At 69.0% G+C, this 13370-nt stretch carries 12 protein-coding genes and 1 tRNA gene; 10 read left to right on the top strand and 3 right to left on the bottom strand.

Features of this window, described 5'->3' with window-relative positions; translation table 11 throughout:
- The first annotated feature begins 19 nt into the window (after positions 1 to 19).
- The 5 genes from ACX938_RS11755 to ACX938_RS11735 all read left to right on the top strand — a co-directional run bounded on the left by ACX938_RS11755 (position 20) and on the right by ACX938_RS11735 (position 6595).
- The gene (locus tag ACX938_RS11755; protein WP_459431192.1) at positions 20 to 1030 is read left to right on the top strand and encodes a branched-chain amino acid ABC transporter permease; all 1011 of its coding nucleotides are present in this window, start codon (positions 20 to 22) and stop codon (positions 1028 to 1030) included.
- Positions 1027 to 2325 carry a branched-chain amino acid ABC transporter permease gene (locus tag ACX938_RS11750; protein WP_232752900.1) on the top strand — a complete coding sequence of 433 codons (1299 nt, stop codon included), beginning with the start codon at positions 1027 to 1029 and terminating at the stop codon, positions 2323 to 2325. The genes ACX938_RS11755 and ACX938_RS11750 overlap by 4 nt, the downstream gene beginning before the upstream one ends.
- A 151-nt stretch (positions 2326 to 2476) precedes the next feature.
- A complete protein-coding gene (locus tag ACX938_RS11745; protein ID WP_232752899.1) occupies positions 2477 to 3178 on the top strand; it encodes a response regulator transcription factor in 702 nt (233 codons plus the stop codon).
- Between the two features lie 28 nt (positions 3179 to 3206).
- Complete coding sequence (locus ACX938_RS11740) at positions 3207 to 4385, top strand: FIST N-terminal domain-containing protein (RefSeq protein ID WP_459431191.1); 1179 nt, start codon at positions 3207 to 3209, stop codon at positions 4383 to 4385.
- Entirely contained in the window at positions 4382 to 6595 is a 2214-nt protein-coding gene (locus tag ACX938_RS11735) for a hybrid sensor histidine kinase/response regulator (RefSeq protein ID WP_459431190.1), read from the top strand. The genes ACX938_RS11740 and ACX938_RS11735 overlap by 4 nt, the downstream gene beginning before the upstream one ends.
- Before the next feature lie 135 nt (positions 6596 to 6730).
- On the opposite strand, the gene ACX938_RS11730 is transcribed toward ACX938_RS11735, so the two are convergent.
- Together ACX938_RS11730 and ACX938_RS11725 are read right to left on the bottom strand one after the other, a co-directional pair.
- On the bottom strand, positions 6731 to 7015 hold the full coding sequence (locus ACX938_RS11730) for a hypothetical protein (protein ID WP_459431189.1): 285 nt from the start codon (positions 7013 to 7015) through the stop codon (positions 6731 to 6733).
- Positions 7016 to 7132: 117 nt separating this feature from the next.
- Positions 7133 to 8419 carry an ATP-binding protein gene (locus ACX938_RS11725; protein WP_232752895.1) on the bottom strand — a complete coding sequence of 429 codons (1287 nt, stop codon included), beginning with the start codon at positions 8417 to 8419 and terminating at the stop codon, positions 7133 to 7135.
- Positions 8420 to 8472: 53 nt separating this feature from the next.
- Between ACX938_RS11725 and ACX938_RS11720 the strand changes: the two genes are divergently transcribed.
- The 5 genes from ACX938_RS11720 (at position 8473) to ACX938_RS11700 (ending at position 11515) form a co-directional block, all read left to right on the top strand.
- A complete protein-coding gene (locus ACX938_RS11720; RefSeq protein WP_459431256.1) occupies positions 8473 to 9393 on the top strand; it encodes an MBL fold metallo-hydrolase in 921 nt (306 codons plus the stop codon).
- A 71-nt stretch (positions 9394 to 9464) separates the two neighbouring features.
- Positions 9465 to 9539: transfer RNA gene (locus ACX938_RS11715), tRNA-Asn, on the top strand.
- Between the two features lie 193 nt (positions 9540 to 9732).
- Positions 9733 to 10383 carry a GntR family transcriptional regulator gene (locus ACX938_RS11710; RefSeq protein WP_459431188.1) on the top strand — a complete coding sequence of 217 codons (651 nt, stop codon included), beginning with the start codon at positions 9733 to 9735 and terminating at the stop codon, positions 10381 to 10383.
- 128 nt (positions 10384 to 10511) lie between these two features.
- Positions 10512 to 11102 (top strand): biotin transporter BioY, encoded by a 591-nt coding sequence (locus ACX938_RS11705; RefSeq protein WP_459431187.1) that lies wholly within the window; start codon positions 10512 to 10514, stop codon positions 11100 to 11102.
- Entirely contained in the window at positions 11099 to 11515 is a 417-nt protein-coding gene (locus ACX938_RS11700) for a DUF1284 domain-containing protein (protein ID WP_459431186.1), read from the top strand. The genes ACX938_RS11705 and ACX938_RS11700 overlap by 4 nt, the downstream gene beginning before the upstream one ends.
- Positions 11516 to 11771: 256 nt before the next feature.
- On the opposite strand, the gene ACX938_RS11695 is transcribed toward ACX938_RS11700, so the two are convergent.
- A complete protein-coding gene (locus tag ACX938_RS11695; RefSeq protein ID WP_459431185.1) occupies positions 11772 to 13070 on the bottom strand; it encodes an alpha/beta hydrolase family protein in 1299 nt (432 codons plus the stop codon).
- Positions 13071 to 13370: the final 300 nt, after the last annotated feature.

Below are 13370 nucleotides of genomic sequence, written 5' to 3'. Positions count from 1 at the left end.
GCACGGGGGGCTTTTGCTGATGGATCTTCTGAACGCCTTCGTGGCGCTTTCGAACTTCGTGCTGATCCCGGCCATCGCCTACGGCAGCCAGCTGGCCATCGGGGCGCTGGGGGTCACCATGGTCTACGGCATCCTGCGGTTTTCCAACTTCGCCCATGGCGACACCATGGCCTTCGGCACCATGGCCACGATCATCGCAACCTGGGGGCTGCAGTCCATGGGCGTCTCGCTCGGGCCGCTGCCGACGGCGCTCCTGGCGATCCCGGTGGGCATCGCGGCCTGCGCGGCGCTGGTGCTCGCGACCGACCGGGTGATCTTCCGCTTCTACCGCGCCCAGAAGGTGGTGCCGGTGATCCTGGTGATCGTCTCCATCGGGGTGATGTTCATCTACAACGGCATCACGCGGATCATCCTCGGCCCCGACGACCAGCGCTTCGCCGACGGCGAGCGCTTCATCATCAGCGCGCGCGACTTCAAGGAGATGACCGGCCTCGAGGAGGGCCTGGCGATCCGCACCACCCAGGGCATCACGCTGGTGACCGCGGTGATCGTCGTGGCGCTTCTGTTCTGGTTCCTGAACCGCACGCGCACCGGCAAGTCGATGCGGGCCTATTCCGACAACGAGGACCTGGCGCTTCTGTCGGGCATCGACCCCGAGCGGGTCGTGCGCGTGACCTGGCTGATCGTCGCCGCGCTGGCGACCATCGCGGGCGTGCTTTACGGGCTCGACAAGAGCTACAAGCCCTTCACCTACTTCCAGCTCCTGCTGCCGATCTTCGCCGCCGCCATCGTCGGCGGGCTCGGCTCGCCGCTCGGCGCCATCGCCGGCGGCTTCGTCATCGCCTTCTCGGAGGTGGCGATCACCTATGCCTGGAAGAAGGTGCTGGAATATTCCCTGCCGGAGAGCCTCGCGCCCGAGGGCCTCGTGCAGCTTCTGTCCACCGACTACAAATTCGCGGTGAGCTTCGTGATCCTGGTGATCGTCCTGCTCTTCCGCCCGACGGGTCTTTTCAGGGGGAAAGCGGTATGACCGACAGGCTCCGGGCTGTTTCGCTCTTCGCGCTGGTGGCGCTTCTGATCCTCGGCACCGGGGTTCTGCAAAGCTGGAACTCGGCGCTTCTGATCCTGAACATGGGGCTCGTCAGCGCGCTCATGGCTCTGGGGGTCAACCTGCAATGGGGCTTTGCCGGGCTCTTCAACGTGGGCGTCATGGGGTTCGTGGCGCTTGGCGGGCTCGCGGTGGTGCTGACCTCCATGCCGCCCGTGGGCGCGGCCTGGCAGGCCGGCGGGCTGCGCATCCTCGCGGGCCTCGCGCTTGGCGCGGCCTCGGTGGTGGCGGCGGTCCTGGCCTGGCGGCGGACCTCGGGAAAGATGCGCGGCTGGATCGTCGCGGCGATCCTGCTCGTGGGCTTCTTCCTCTACCGCGCGGTCTTCGACGCCGGCGTCGAGGCCGTGGAGGCCGTGGACGCGGCGACCTCGGGCTACCTGGGCGGGCTGGGCCTGCCGGTCCTCCTGGCCTGGCCGGTCGGCGGGCTCCTGGCCGCGGGCGCGGCCTGGATCATCGGCAAGACCGCGCTTGGCCTGCGCTCGGACTACCTGGCCATCGCAACGCTCGGCATCGCCGAGATCGTCATCGCGATCCTCAAGAACGAGGACTGGATGGCGCGCGGGGTGAAGAACGTGAACGGCCTGCCGCGCCCGGTCCCCTACGAGATCGACCTGCAGGCCGACCCGGCTTTCGTGGAACGCGCGGCGGGCTTCGGGCTCGACCCGACCACCGCCTCGACGCTCTGGGTCAAGGCGGGCTACGCGCTCCTCTTCACCGTGGTGCTGGTCATCGTGCTGATCCTCGCGCAACTCGCGCTGAAAAGCCCCTGGGGCCGGATGATGCGGGCGATCCGCGACAACGAGACCGCGGCGCGGGCCATGGGCAAGAACGTCACCGGGCGGCACCTGCAGGTCTTCATCCTGGGCTCTGCGATCTGCGGCATCGCGGGCGCGATGATGACCACGCTCGACGGGCAGCTGACGCCGACCTCCTACCAGCCGCTGCGCTACACCTTCCTGATCTGGGTCATGGTGATCGTCGGCGGCTCGGGCAACAACCTGGGCGCGGTGCTGGGCGGCTTCTTCATCTGGTTCGCCTGGGTGCAGGTCGAACCCCTGGGCCAGGCGATCATGGGGCTGGTGACCTCGGGCATGGCCGAGGGCGAGCTGAAGCGGCACCTGCTGGACAGCGTGCAGCACATGCGGCTCCTGACCATGGGGGTGATCCTGCTCCTGGTGCTGCGCTTCAGCCCGCGGGGGCTGCTGCCCGAACGCTGAGGCCCGTAGCCCACCCGACATGCAGACAGGCCCCGCGCCCCGCGCGACCTGCCCTGCCCGCTTAAAGCTAAGACCTTTCGGCAGGTGACAGGACGCGCGGGCCGGGCGTAGGCTTTTGCCAGAGGGATGCGAAGGAGAAGTGCGTCACGCCATGATCCAAGCCATGCATGACCAGGGACCGCCGCGTTTCACCCGGGCGCTGGTGGTCGACGATCACCCGCTGTTTTGCGACGCGCTGACGCTCACGCTGACCTCGATCAGCGATTTCGACAGCGTCGCCACCGCCGGCACCCTGCAGGAGGCCCTGGGCAAGATCGACAGCGAGGGCGCGGATTTTGTCGTGCTCGACCTCAACCTGCCGGATGTGAACGGGCTCGACGGGCTGGTGCGGCTGCGCAAGGCGGTGCCCGAGGCGGCGATCCTCATCGCCTCCTCCATGGCCGACAACCGGATGATCAGCCATGCGCTGAAGGCCGGAGCCAATGGTTTCGTGCCGAAACATTCCCAGCGCGCGGTCTTCGCCCGCGCCTATGAGACCGTCGCCCGCGGCGAGGATTACCTGCCCGACGGCTATATCGACCCCGAGGGCGGCCCCTCGGAGACCGGTCCCCTCGACGCCGTCGAACGGCTGGCGACGCTGACCAACCAGCAGGCGCGTATCCTCGCGTTGATCTGCGAGGGCAAGCTCAACAAGCAGATCGCCTACGAGCTCTCGATCGCCGAGACGACGGTCAAGGCGCATGTCACCGCGATCATGCGCAAGCTCGGCGTGCACAGCCGCACACAGGCCGTGCTCATCGCCCAGAAGGCAAGCTTCAACCAGGTCTTGCCAAGCGGCGAGGAGGCCCAATAACCTCGCCCCCCGAGGGAGGACTTCCAGCTTGGACGGAGCCATCGACAGCTCTGATCGCGACGACGCGCGAGCCGCGGGCCCGGTCCTGCGGACGGCCCAGGTCGCCGCGCGCGACCCCGAGGCCGCGGCCGGCATCTCCGAGGCGCTGGGGCCCGGCCCCTTCGCGCTGATCTGCCTCTTCGTCTCGCCCGAGGCGGCCTTCGGCCCCTTGATGAAGCGGATCGAGGAACGCTACCCGCACGCCCAGATCATGGCCTGCACCACCGCCGGAGAGATCGGCCGCGCGGGTTACGAGACCGGGCAGATCGTCGCCGCGGGCTTCGGCGAAGCCGACTTCCGGGTGCAGCTGGTGAAGATCCCCGACTTGGGCGGGGTGAAGGACCAGCCGCTCATCGACAAGGTGATCCAGACCCGGCTGGCGCTTGGCGCCGCGGCACCCGAGGGCTGGTCGGAGTTCGCCTTCCTCATGGTCGACGGGCTGTCGCTGGCCGAGGAACGGCTGGCCTCGCTCCTGGCGACCGGGCTCGGCTCCATGCCGCTTTTCGGCGGCTCCTCGGGCGACGGCGCGCGGTTCTCCGAGACGCGGCTCTATTTCGACGGGGCCGAGCGGCGCAACGCCGCCGTGGCCGCGCTCATCCGCTCGCGCGCGCAGGTCAAGGTCTTCACGCTCGACCACCTCCAGCCCACCGACACCCGCATGGTGGTCACCGGCGCCCGGCCCGAAGAGCGCATCGTCACCGAGATCAACGCCGAACCGGCCGCGCAGGAATACGCCCGGCTCCTGGGCAAGGACCCGCACCAGCTCGATCCCTTCACCTTCGCCGCGCATCCGGTCGTCGTGCGGCTGGGCGACAGCCACCATGTCCGCGCCATCCAGCGCGTGAACGACGCGGGCGAGCTGGTCTTCTTCTCCGCCATCAACGAGGGCATGGTGCTGACGCTGGCCGATCACGACGACATCGCCGCCCATCTCGATGCGCGGCTCGGCGACATGCAGGAGGATTTCGCCCCGGTGCAGATCCTCGCCTGCGACTGCATCCTGCGCCGCATCGAGGCCGAGCAGAGCCAGAAGGCGCGCACCATCTCGGACATCCTGCGGCGCCACAACGTCACCGGCTTCTCGACCTACGGCGAACAGGTGGGCGCGATGCATGTGAACCAGACCCTGACCGGCGTCGCCTTCTATCCCGCCGGGTCCGGGCGATGAGCTCGGCTTCGCTGATCAACCCCGCCGATTCCGTCGAGCGCCAGAACGAGAAGCTCCTGCATATCGCCGATGCGCTGATGCGGCGAATCGAGAACCAGACCGCGCAGTCGGGCGCCGCCTATGCGCAGTTCGAACGCGCGGCGCTTCTGGAAAAGCGGGTGCGCCAGCGCACCGAGGAGCTCGAGCGCACGCTGGACCTTCTGCAGGAATCGAACGCCCAGCTCGCCCGCGCCAATGCCGAGGCGCAGGACGCCCGCCGCGACCTCGCCGATGCCATCGAGACCGTGCAGGAGGGCTTCGCCCTCTTCGATCCCGACGACCGGCTGGTGATGTTCAACTCGCGCTTCTGCCGGGATTTCCGCGACGTGGCGCCCCGGCTGACCCGCGGCATGTCCTTCGTCGACTACATCGACCATATCGCCCAGAGCCGCTGCCTCGCCCTGCCCGAGAGCGACAGCCCCGAGGGCTGGCGGGTGCGCCGCCTCGCGCGGCACGCCGACCGCAACGTCATGTTCAACGTCGAGCTGACGCATGACCGCTGGCTTCAGGTCTCCGAACAGCGCACCTCCAAGGGCGGCACCGTGGTCCTGCAGACCGATGTGACCGACCTCGTGCGGATCGAACGGCAGGAGCGCGCGCGGCTCGAAAGCGCCCAGACCCGGATGATCCAGGCGACGCTCGACCACATGAACCAGGGCGTGGCGATCTTCGACGAGGCCGGACGGCTCCTGGGCTGGAACCGGCGCATCGGCACGCTTCTGTCGGTGCCCGCGCGGCTGATGCAGCTGGGTGTGACCTTCGACGCGATCATCGGCCAGCTCGGCCATGCCTTCGACTTCCTCGGCGGGGTCGACCGCGCCACCTTCCGCGCCTGGGCCGCCGCCCGCCACAAGAGCGAAGAGATCGACTTCGAGGTCCGCCACGGGCGGCGCGACGTGCTGCATGTCTTCGGCAGCGGCCTGCCCGACGGCGGCTTCCTGGTCTCGGTCACCGATGTAACCGCCGAGCGCGAGGCGGCGCAGCGGCTCTTCGAGATCAACGAGATGCTGGAACAGCGGGTGATGGAGCGCACGCTGGAACTGGAAGACGCGCTCTCGGCCGCCGAACGGGCCAATGCCTCGAAGAACCGCTTTGTCGCGGCGGCCTCGCACGACCTGCTGCAGCCGCTCTCCGCCGCCGAGCTTTTCATCGCCTCCCTCGCCGACCGTCTGCCCGAGGAAGCCGATCGGCAGGTGCTGAACAAGGCGGGCTCCGCGATCAAGAGCGCTGTCGGTCTGATCGACGCGCTCCTCGACATCTCGCGGCTCGACAGCGACAAGCAGCGTTTCGACATCCGCCCCGTGGCGCTGAACGAGGTCTTCGGGCCCCTCCGCGACGAGATGGAGGTGCTGGCGGCCGAAAAGGGCCTCGATTTCCGCATCGTGCCCTGCGGGGTCACGGTGGAAAGCGATCCGACCTACCTGCGGCGGATCATCCAGAACCTCGCCGCCAATGCGATCCGTTACACCGACAGGGGCCGGGTGCTGATCGGCGCGCGCCGCCAGGGCAACGCCCTGCGCATCGAGGTGCACGACAGCGGCCCCGGCATCGCCGAGGACGACCAGGACAGCATCTTCGAGGAATTCCACCGCCTCGACGCCACCGCCAGCCGCAACGACGGGCTGGGCCTGGGCCTCGCCATCGTGGAGCGCGCCTGTGCCCGGCTGGGCCATCCTCTGGGGCTCTGGTCCGAGGTCGGGCGCGGCTCCTGCTTCCGGGTCAGCGTGCCCGTGGCGGGCCGCGCCAAGGCGCTGAAGATCCCGCCGCCGCGCCGCGACCGGGTGGACCTGGGCCGCAGCGGGCTGATCGTGCTTCTGGTCGAGAACGAACCCGAGCTGCGCCGCGCGATCCAGCTTCTGATGGAAAGCTGGGGCGTCGACGTGATCGACGCCGATACCGCCGAGGCGGCGCTGGCGCTGATCGAGGACCTGGGCATCACGCCCGACGTCATGGTGCTGGACTACCAGCTCGGGGCCGGGCTGACGGGCACCGAGCTTCTCTCCGAGCTGACCCGCCGCTTCGGGCCGCGCCCGGCGCTGATCCTGACCGCCGACCGCTCCGAGGCGGTTGCGCGCGCCTGCGAGGCGCAGGGCGTCGAGCGGATGTTAAAGCCGCTCGACCGAGGGCGGCTCGGCGCCTTCCTGACGGAGGCGGCGCAGAGCCTGCCGTAGGCGGGGCTTGGGCCGAGGTCGGCGGACTAGGTTTGCACGACCGCCGAGGTTTTGCGGCAAGCCCCAACGAAGCGACGGGCCGCCGGACGTCCCGGCAATGCGCGACACCCAAGCCCCGAGGGCACTCTCCGTCCCCTACCCCTGCAGCATCGCCTGGCAGCCGCGATGCGCGTTGGGCTTGCCGATATGGCGCGGGTTCTTGACGATGATCCAGATCGGCGCCTGTCCCGGCGCACCGGCGCGGCTGTAGGTGCAGCCGTCGGGCGTGGTGAACCACTGGCCCTCATAGCTCGCGGGCGGCGTCACTGACCCGCCCTGGGTCTCGGGCGCCGTGGCCCTGGGCTTCTGGACCTGGGCCTGGAGCGGCGCGGCGGTCAGCGCCAGGGCCAATGCGGCGAGGGATGCGATACGAGCGGTCATGCGGGCCTCCGAGTGATCAGGCATGGAAAAACGAGAGGCCCCGAATGCCATGCCGGCCCGGGCGGCGGGATGGCGCGATCTGGGCAGGAGCATGACGATTGCGCGCAATTGAGCCGATCAGCGCGCGATGACGATATCCGCCGAAAGCCCACCCAGCCGGTCGCTGCGCCCGAGCCGCAGAACCCCGCCATGCGCCCGCGCGATGTCGGCGGCGATGGCCAGCCCCAGGCCCACGCCCGAGCCGCGGTTCTGGTTGCGCGCCGGATCGAGCCGCACGAAGGGCCGCAGCGCATCCTCGCGGTCCTCGGGCGCGATGCCCGGCCCGTCGTCCTCGACCCGGAGCCTGAGGGCGTTGCGACTGAGCCGCAGGCTGACCTCGCAGCGGGTGCCGTAGCGCACCGCGTTGCCGATCAGGTTCTCGAGCGCCCGGCGCAGCGCCACAGGGCGCAAGGGTACCTCGCCCTGCCCCTCGAGCGGTCCGAGGCTGACCGCCGTGCCCGCGCGCTGCGCATCCTCGACGATGCGGGTCACCAGCGCCACCGGGTCGGTCGGCTCCGCCGGGCCCGCCTCGGCGTCGCCGCGGGCGAACTCCAGGAAGGCGTCGATCAGCCGCTCCATCTCCTGCACGTCCTCCTCAAGCGGCGCGCGGTCCTCGTCGTCGAGAAGCGAGAGCCCCAGCTTCATCCGGGTGAGCGGCGTGCGCAGGTCGTGGCTCACGCCCGAGAGCATCATGGTGCGCTGTTCGATCTGCCGCTCGATCCGGGCCCGCATGTCGAGGAAGGCATGGCCCGCGATCCGCACCTCGTTGGCGCCCGCCGGGCTGTAGGGCAGATGCCGCCCGCGCCCGAAGGCCTGGGCCGCATCCGCGAGCCGCGTGATCGGCCTCAGCTGGTTGCGCAGGTAGAGATAGGCGATGGCGGTCATCAGCACCCCGAAGACCACCATGTTCACCAGAAGCTGGTGCGGGTTCGAGGCCGAGGCCCGGGTCCGCGCGAAGCGCACCTTGTAGAACTGCTCGCCGTGCTTGAGGTAGACGAAGACATCGGTGTCGTCGGGCACCTGCACGTGGCGGATGCCGCGCACCCGCTGCATCAGCTCGTCGACCACCACGATGGCCGAGAAGTCGTACCAGCGCCGGTCGGTCTCGGCGGGGATCTCCTCTTCGGTGATCGGGCGGAACTCGAACTGCAGGAGCGCGCGGCGGAAGCCGGTGTCATAGATCATCGCGACGTTCAGCGCCTGGGCGACCTCCTCGGTGAGCTGCCGGGTCACCCCTTCGAAATGCCGCTGGATGAAGACCACCGAGACCACCAGCTGCAGGGTCACCACCGGCAGGACCAGGATCAGGAAGGCCCGGCCGTAAAGACCGCGGGGCATGTAGCGTTTCAGCCAGTCGAAGGACATGCCATAGTGCTAGCGCAGGTCCGCCCCAGGAGCCATCGCGAAAGGAGCCTCCCCTGACCGATCCCGACCCAGATTTCGCGCCCCGCCCGGGCGTGCCCGAGGTGCTTGGCCGCGGGGTGGCGCGGATCCTCGCGCCGAATGCCTCGCCGATGACCTTCCGGGGCACCAATACCTACCTCCTGGGCGAGCGCGAGATCGCGGTGATCGACCCCGGCCCCGAAGACCCCGCGCATCTGCAGGCGATCCTGGCGGCGGTGCCCGCGGGCGGCCGGATCACGCGGATCCTGGTGACCCATGCGCATCTCGATCATTCCGCCGGGGTGCCTGCGCTCAAGCGCGAGACCGGCGCAGAGGTCCTGGCCTTCGGCACCGCCGAGGCCGGCCGCAGCGCGGTCATGCAGCGCCTCGCCGCCGAGGGTGCGATCGGCGGCGGCGAGGGCCAGGACCTCGGGTTTATGCCCGACCGCCTGCTGTCTGACGGCGAGAAGATCACCGCGGGCGACCTGCCCCAGCCGCTCGAGGTGCTGCACACCCCCGGCCACACCGGCAACCACCTCTCCTTCGCGCTTGGCGACACGCTCTTCGTCGGCGATCTGGTGATGAGCTGGGCCACCTCGCTTGTCTCCCCGCCGGACGGAGACCTCACGGCCTTCCTCACCTCGCTCGACCGGCTCGCCGCGCGCGACTGGGCGGTCCTGCATTCGGGCCACGGCGCGCCCGTGACCGCGCCGCGCGCCCGGCTGGAGGAGCTCTCTGCCCACCGCCGCGCCCGCCACGCCCAGATCCGCGCCGCCCTGGAAGAGGCCCCCGGCAGCGCCCGCCAGCTCGCGGGTCGCATCTACACCGATGTGCCCGAGGCCCTCCTGCCCGCCGCCGCCCGCAATGTCCTCGCGCATCTCATTGACATGCATGAGAAATCCCAAGCCCACCCGCGCGGCCCCCTGGGCGCCGAGGCGATCTTCGAGCCGCGGTGAAATTTCCGGCAAAAAATTTGCCGGACCCTCTGGACGCCCTGAATCGGCGTTGTTATACGCCCTCCCAGTGTTCCGGCGTAGCTCAGCGGTAGAGCAGTTGACTGTTAATCAATTGGTCGTAGGTTCGATCCCTACCGCCGGAGCCAAAACTTCCCTTAGCTACTGAAACCGCTCGCGGGTGGAGATTGTCTCCCACCGTTACGGGTGCGTTCTGCGAAAATAGTGCGCATGCGTTGCGCCGGTGATCGCAAACCATGTTGCCGCGTCCACGCGCGCCGCAACCCACGCGCCGCGATTCCCCACCTAGACCTCCGCCCCGCCCTCGATTATCTATAATCCATGGCGGACACCAAATCTGAATCCCACGCGGCGCGCATCACCCGCGAGCTGGCGCAGCGCATCGTTTCCGGGCGGCTCGCCGCGGGAGCGCGGCTGCGGCAGGATCACATCGCCCTGGAGTTCAGCACCAGCCATGTGCCGGTCAGGGAAGCCTTCCGGCGGCTCGAAGCCCAGGGGCTGGTCGAGAGCGAACCGCGCCGGGGCGTGCGGGTGGCGGCCTTCGGCGCCGAGGAGATCCGGGAGGTCGCCCAGATGCGCGCCTCTCTCGAGGTTCTGGCGCTGCGCAATGCCGCGCCGCATCTGACGCCGGCCATCCTCGACGAGGCGGAAGAGGCAACGGGTGCAGGCGATTGCGCCGGCGATGTCTACGGCTGGGAGGCCGAGAACCGCAGGTTTCATCGGGCGATCCTGACGCCCTGCGGCATGCCGCGCCTGTTGCGGACGATCGACGATCTGCACCTTGCGAGCGCGCGCATCCTCTTCGCGCGCTGGAGCGCGGACTGGGAAACCCCCACCGACCGCGACCACCGCGCGATCCTCGTGGCGCTGCGCGCCGGGAACATCGACCGGGCCGCAGCGCTTCTCGCGCAGCACGTCGGAAAGACCGAGGCGCAGGCGCGTCCGCAGGCGCTGCGCGCCCCGGCACGGTAATCATTTCCAGGTCAAATCTTGATCGCAGGGCCGCGCCTTGGCCGGGTGGCCTTGCCTTCCGCGCATGCGCGCGGCAATCATTAAGTATCAAACCAAGTTTCTATCTATTATTTGGAAAGGACGCCTCTATGAGCCCGTCACCCGCCCTGTCCACAGACACCCCCCGCGCGCCTCTCGACCTGCACAACCGCTCGCTCCCCTGGCAGATCGGCGCGGTGATCCTCGGCACGATGTTCCTCGCGCTCTCGTCTTACATCGAAGTGCCCATGGTCCCGGTGCCGGTGACCATGCAGACCTTCGCGGTCGCGCTGATCGGCGCGCTCTACGGATGGCGGCTCGGCGGCATCACGATCACCGCCTGGCTGATCGAGGGCGCCTTGGGCCTGCCGGTCCTCGCGGGCGGGGCCGCGGGCGCACAGCATTTCGTCGGGCCCACCGGCGGCTATCTTTTTGCTTTCCCCATCGCCGGCATGATCGTGGGCTGGCTGGCCGAACGCGGCTGGAGCGGCGAACGCGTCGGGCTGGCCTTCCTCGGCATGCTCATCAGCAACCTCGTCTGCCTGGGTTTCGGCGCGGCCTGGCTGGCACTCCTCATCGGGGTCGAACAGGCCATCATGGCCGGCGTCGTTCCCTTCCTGCTGGGCGCCGTCCTGAAATCCGCGCTCGGCGCGATGGTGCTGAAGCTCATCGCAGGCCGGATGGCGCGGTCCGGCGGATGACGGTCCGGCTGCGTCCGCACCATTTGTTGTGCGTTCTCACCCATGTCGGCAGGGGATATTCCCCTGCCTTCACCGCGAATATGGCCGAGGTCATCGCCCGGATCGGCGCGGGCGAGGAGATCGAGATCGTCCACGGCCCCGACGATATCTGCTCGCCCCTGCTCGGTGGAGAGGAGGCGCATTGCCACCGCGACAGCGTGCGCACACGGGACCATGCCGCCTCTGAGGAGGTGGGCGCGATCCTGGGGCGGACCGTCAAGCCGGGCGCGCGGCTGGTCCTGGATGCGGCGGCGCTGGACGCGTTGCGCGACGCTTTTGCGGCCAAGCGCGTGAAGTCGGCCTGCACGGGATGCGAATGGGCCTCGCTCTGCGGCTCGGTCGCGGCAGAGCGGTATGCGGGGGCGCTGCTCTGAGGCTGGCGTGCTGAGCTAGGGGGCTGGCGGTTGGTTTGGGCCTCGGGTGAGGTGTTTGCCCCCGCTATGCGGTGCCCTACCGCTGCTGCAAAAACTCTTACTGCGGACAGCGGCGCGGGTCCCTCTCCGGTGCAAAAGAGAGTTGCGGCGCCAAAAATGAAAGCGCATGACCTTCAACACCGATCCCGCACCACAAAACGGGCGACCTCTACAGATCGCCCGCCCCTAGGCCACACAACAGCCCTACAAACTCCCCTCACTCGGCCTGCAGGACCTCCATCCTCAAGCCCTTGGCCGTCCGCTCCGGGAATCCCGCCCAGTAGCTATGGTCCGCGTCAGGCGCGCCATCATCACCCATCGACCACACACCCTCTTCCGAATTTTCGACCAGGTCGAAGAACCGCCCCGCGTCGTCCGCGCTCTTGAGGTGCTGATCGAACCAGGCGGTCGCGAAGTGCTGCAGCACGTTGTTCATGCGCGTCGTGTCCCAGACCGCGTCGGCGTAGTGCTCGAAGGGCGCCCAGCCGAGCGTCTCGGAGACCTCCCAGGCGTTGTCGGGCGCGGGCATCGGCGCGGCGGCATTGTGGTTCGCGCCCTCGAAGCTCAAGAGGTAGCGGTCGGTGCCGCTGGTCTCCTCGAAGATGTTGCGGATGTGATCGTAGCCCGAGACGTCGTCCTGATCGCCCGCGACCAGCAGGAGCGGCTTCTCGAAGCCCGCGAGCCCCTCGGCGTCCCAGAAATCGCGGTTTCGCCCCCAGGGGCCGATGGCGATCACCGCCTTGACGCGCGGATCGATCAGCGCGGCGTGGCTCTCGCTCCCGGCGGCGTGCTGGTCGAGGAGGTCGCGCGGCGCCACGAAGGCCCCGGGTTCCTCGCGGGTCACGGCGGTCTGTGACAGCCCGGCGCCACCGAAGATCAGCGCACCGTATCCGCCCATCGAGTAGCCGACGAGCCCGGCATTGTCGGCGTCGATGATCGCGCCGATCTCGCCCTCCATCTCGGCCAGCGCGTCGAAGAGGAAGGCCTGGTCCAGCGGCCGGTTGACCAGGGTCGAGGCGAAGAGCGCCATGTCGTCATAGGTGCTGTCAGGGTGGTCGGTGGAGACCACCACGTAGCCCTTGGACGACAGGTTCTCGCCCAGGTGGCTCATCAGAAAGCGGTTGCCGGGGTAGCCGTGCGAGATGAGCACCAGCGGGAAGGACCCCGAGGCGGGCGCGGCGTCGCGCGCCGCCCGGCCCGAGAGGCGCACCGGTGTCTCGCCGTCGCGCAACACGGTCTCATAGGTCGTGCCCGGGACGGTGCCCTCGGCGGCGGGATACCAGATTTCCGTGGTCAGGGTCCGGTCGGCGCGGGGGATCTCGCCCTCGGCCTCCTGCGCGGCGATGACATCCGCGCGGCCGGTGTCGGTGAAGCTGCGCGTGACGACGCCCACCGGGTAGCTGCCATAGGCCGCGCGCTCGGGCGCGTCGGGGCGCACCCGGTCGATCGGGTTCTCGGCGGCGAGAGGCGGGGCGACGACGGCCGCCGCGATGAGCGAAAAGAACAGGCGTTTCATGGGGGTCCTCCTTCTACGGCGCCAGCTTTGCTGCTGAGCCGCGCGCATTCAACCGTCGGATGTGTGCCTGCCCCAGCGTCATGCGCGGCGTTGGCGCGGTTGGTTGCCGTGGTCTCGGCGGATGAGGTGGCGCGCGGCGGCGTGACTGGGCGCGCGTCTGTCATCGGATTCTTGCGGCTGTCTTATGAGGGCGGAGCCCGCAAATGGTGGCTGAGAGCATTGCGTTTCTGAGGAAGAAAATGCCTCGGACGCGGGCGCTTTCAGCTGCCCGCCACTTTCAAGCCGACTGCATCAAACTGC

It is taken from the genome of Roseivivax sp. (assembly GCF_054552075.1).
This window is presented reverse-complemented; position numbering and strand designations above follow the sequence as displayed.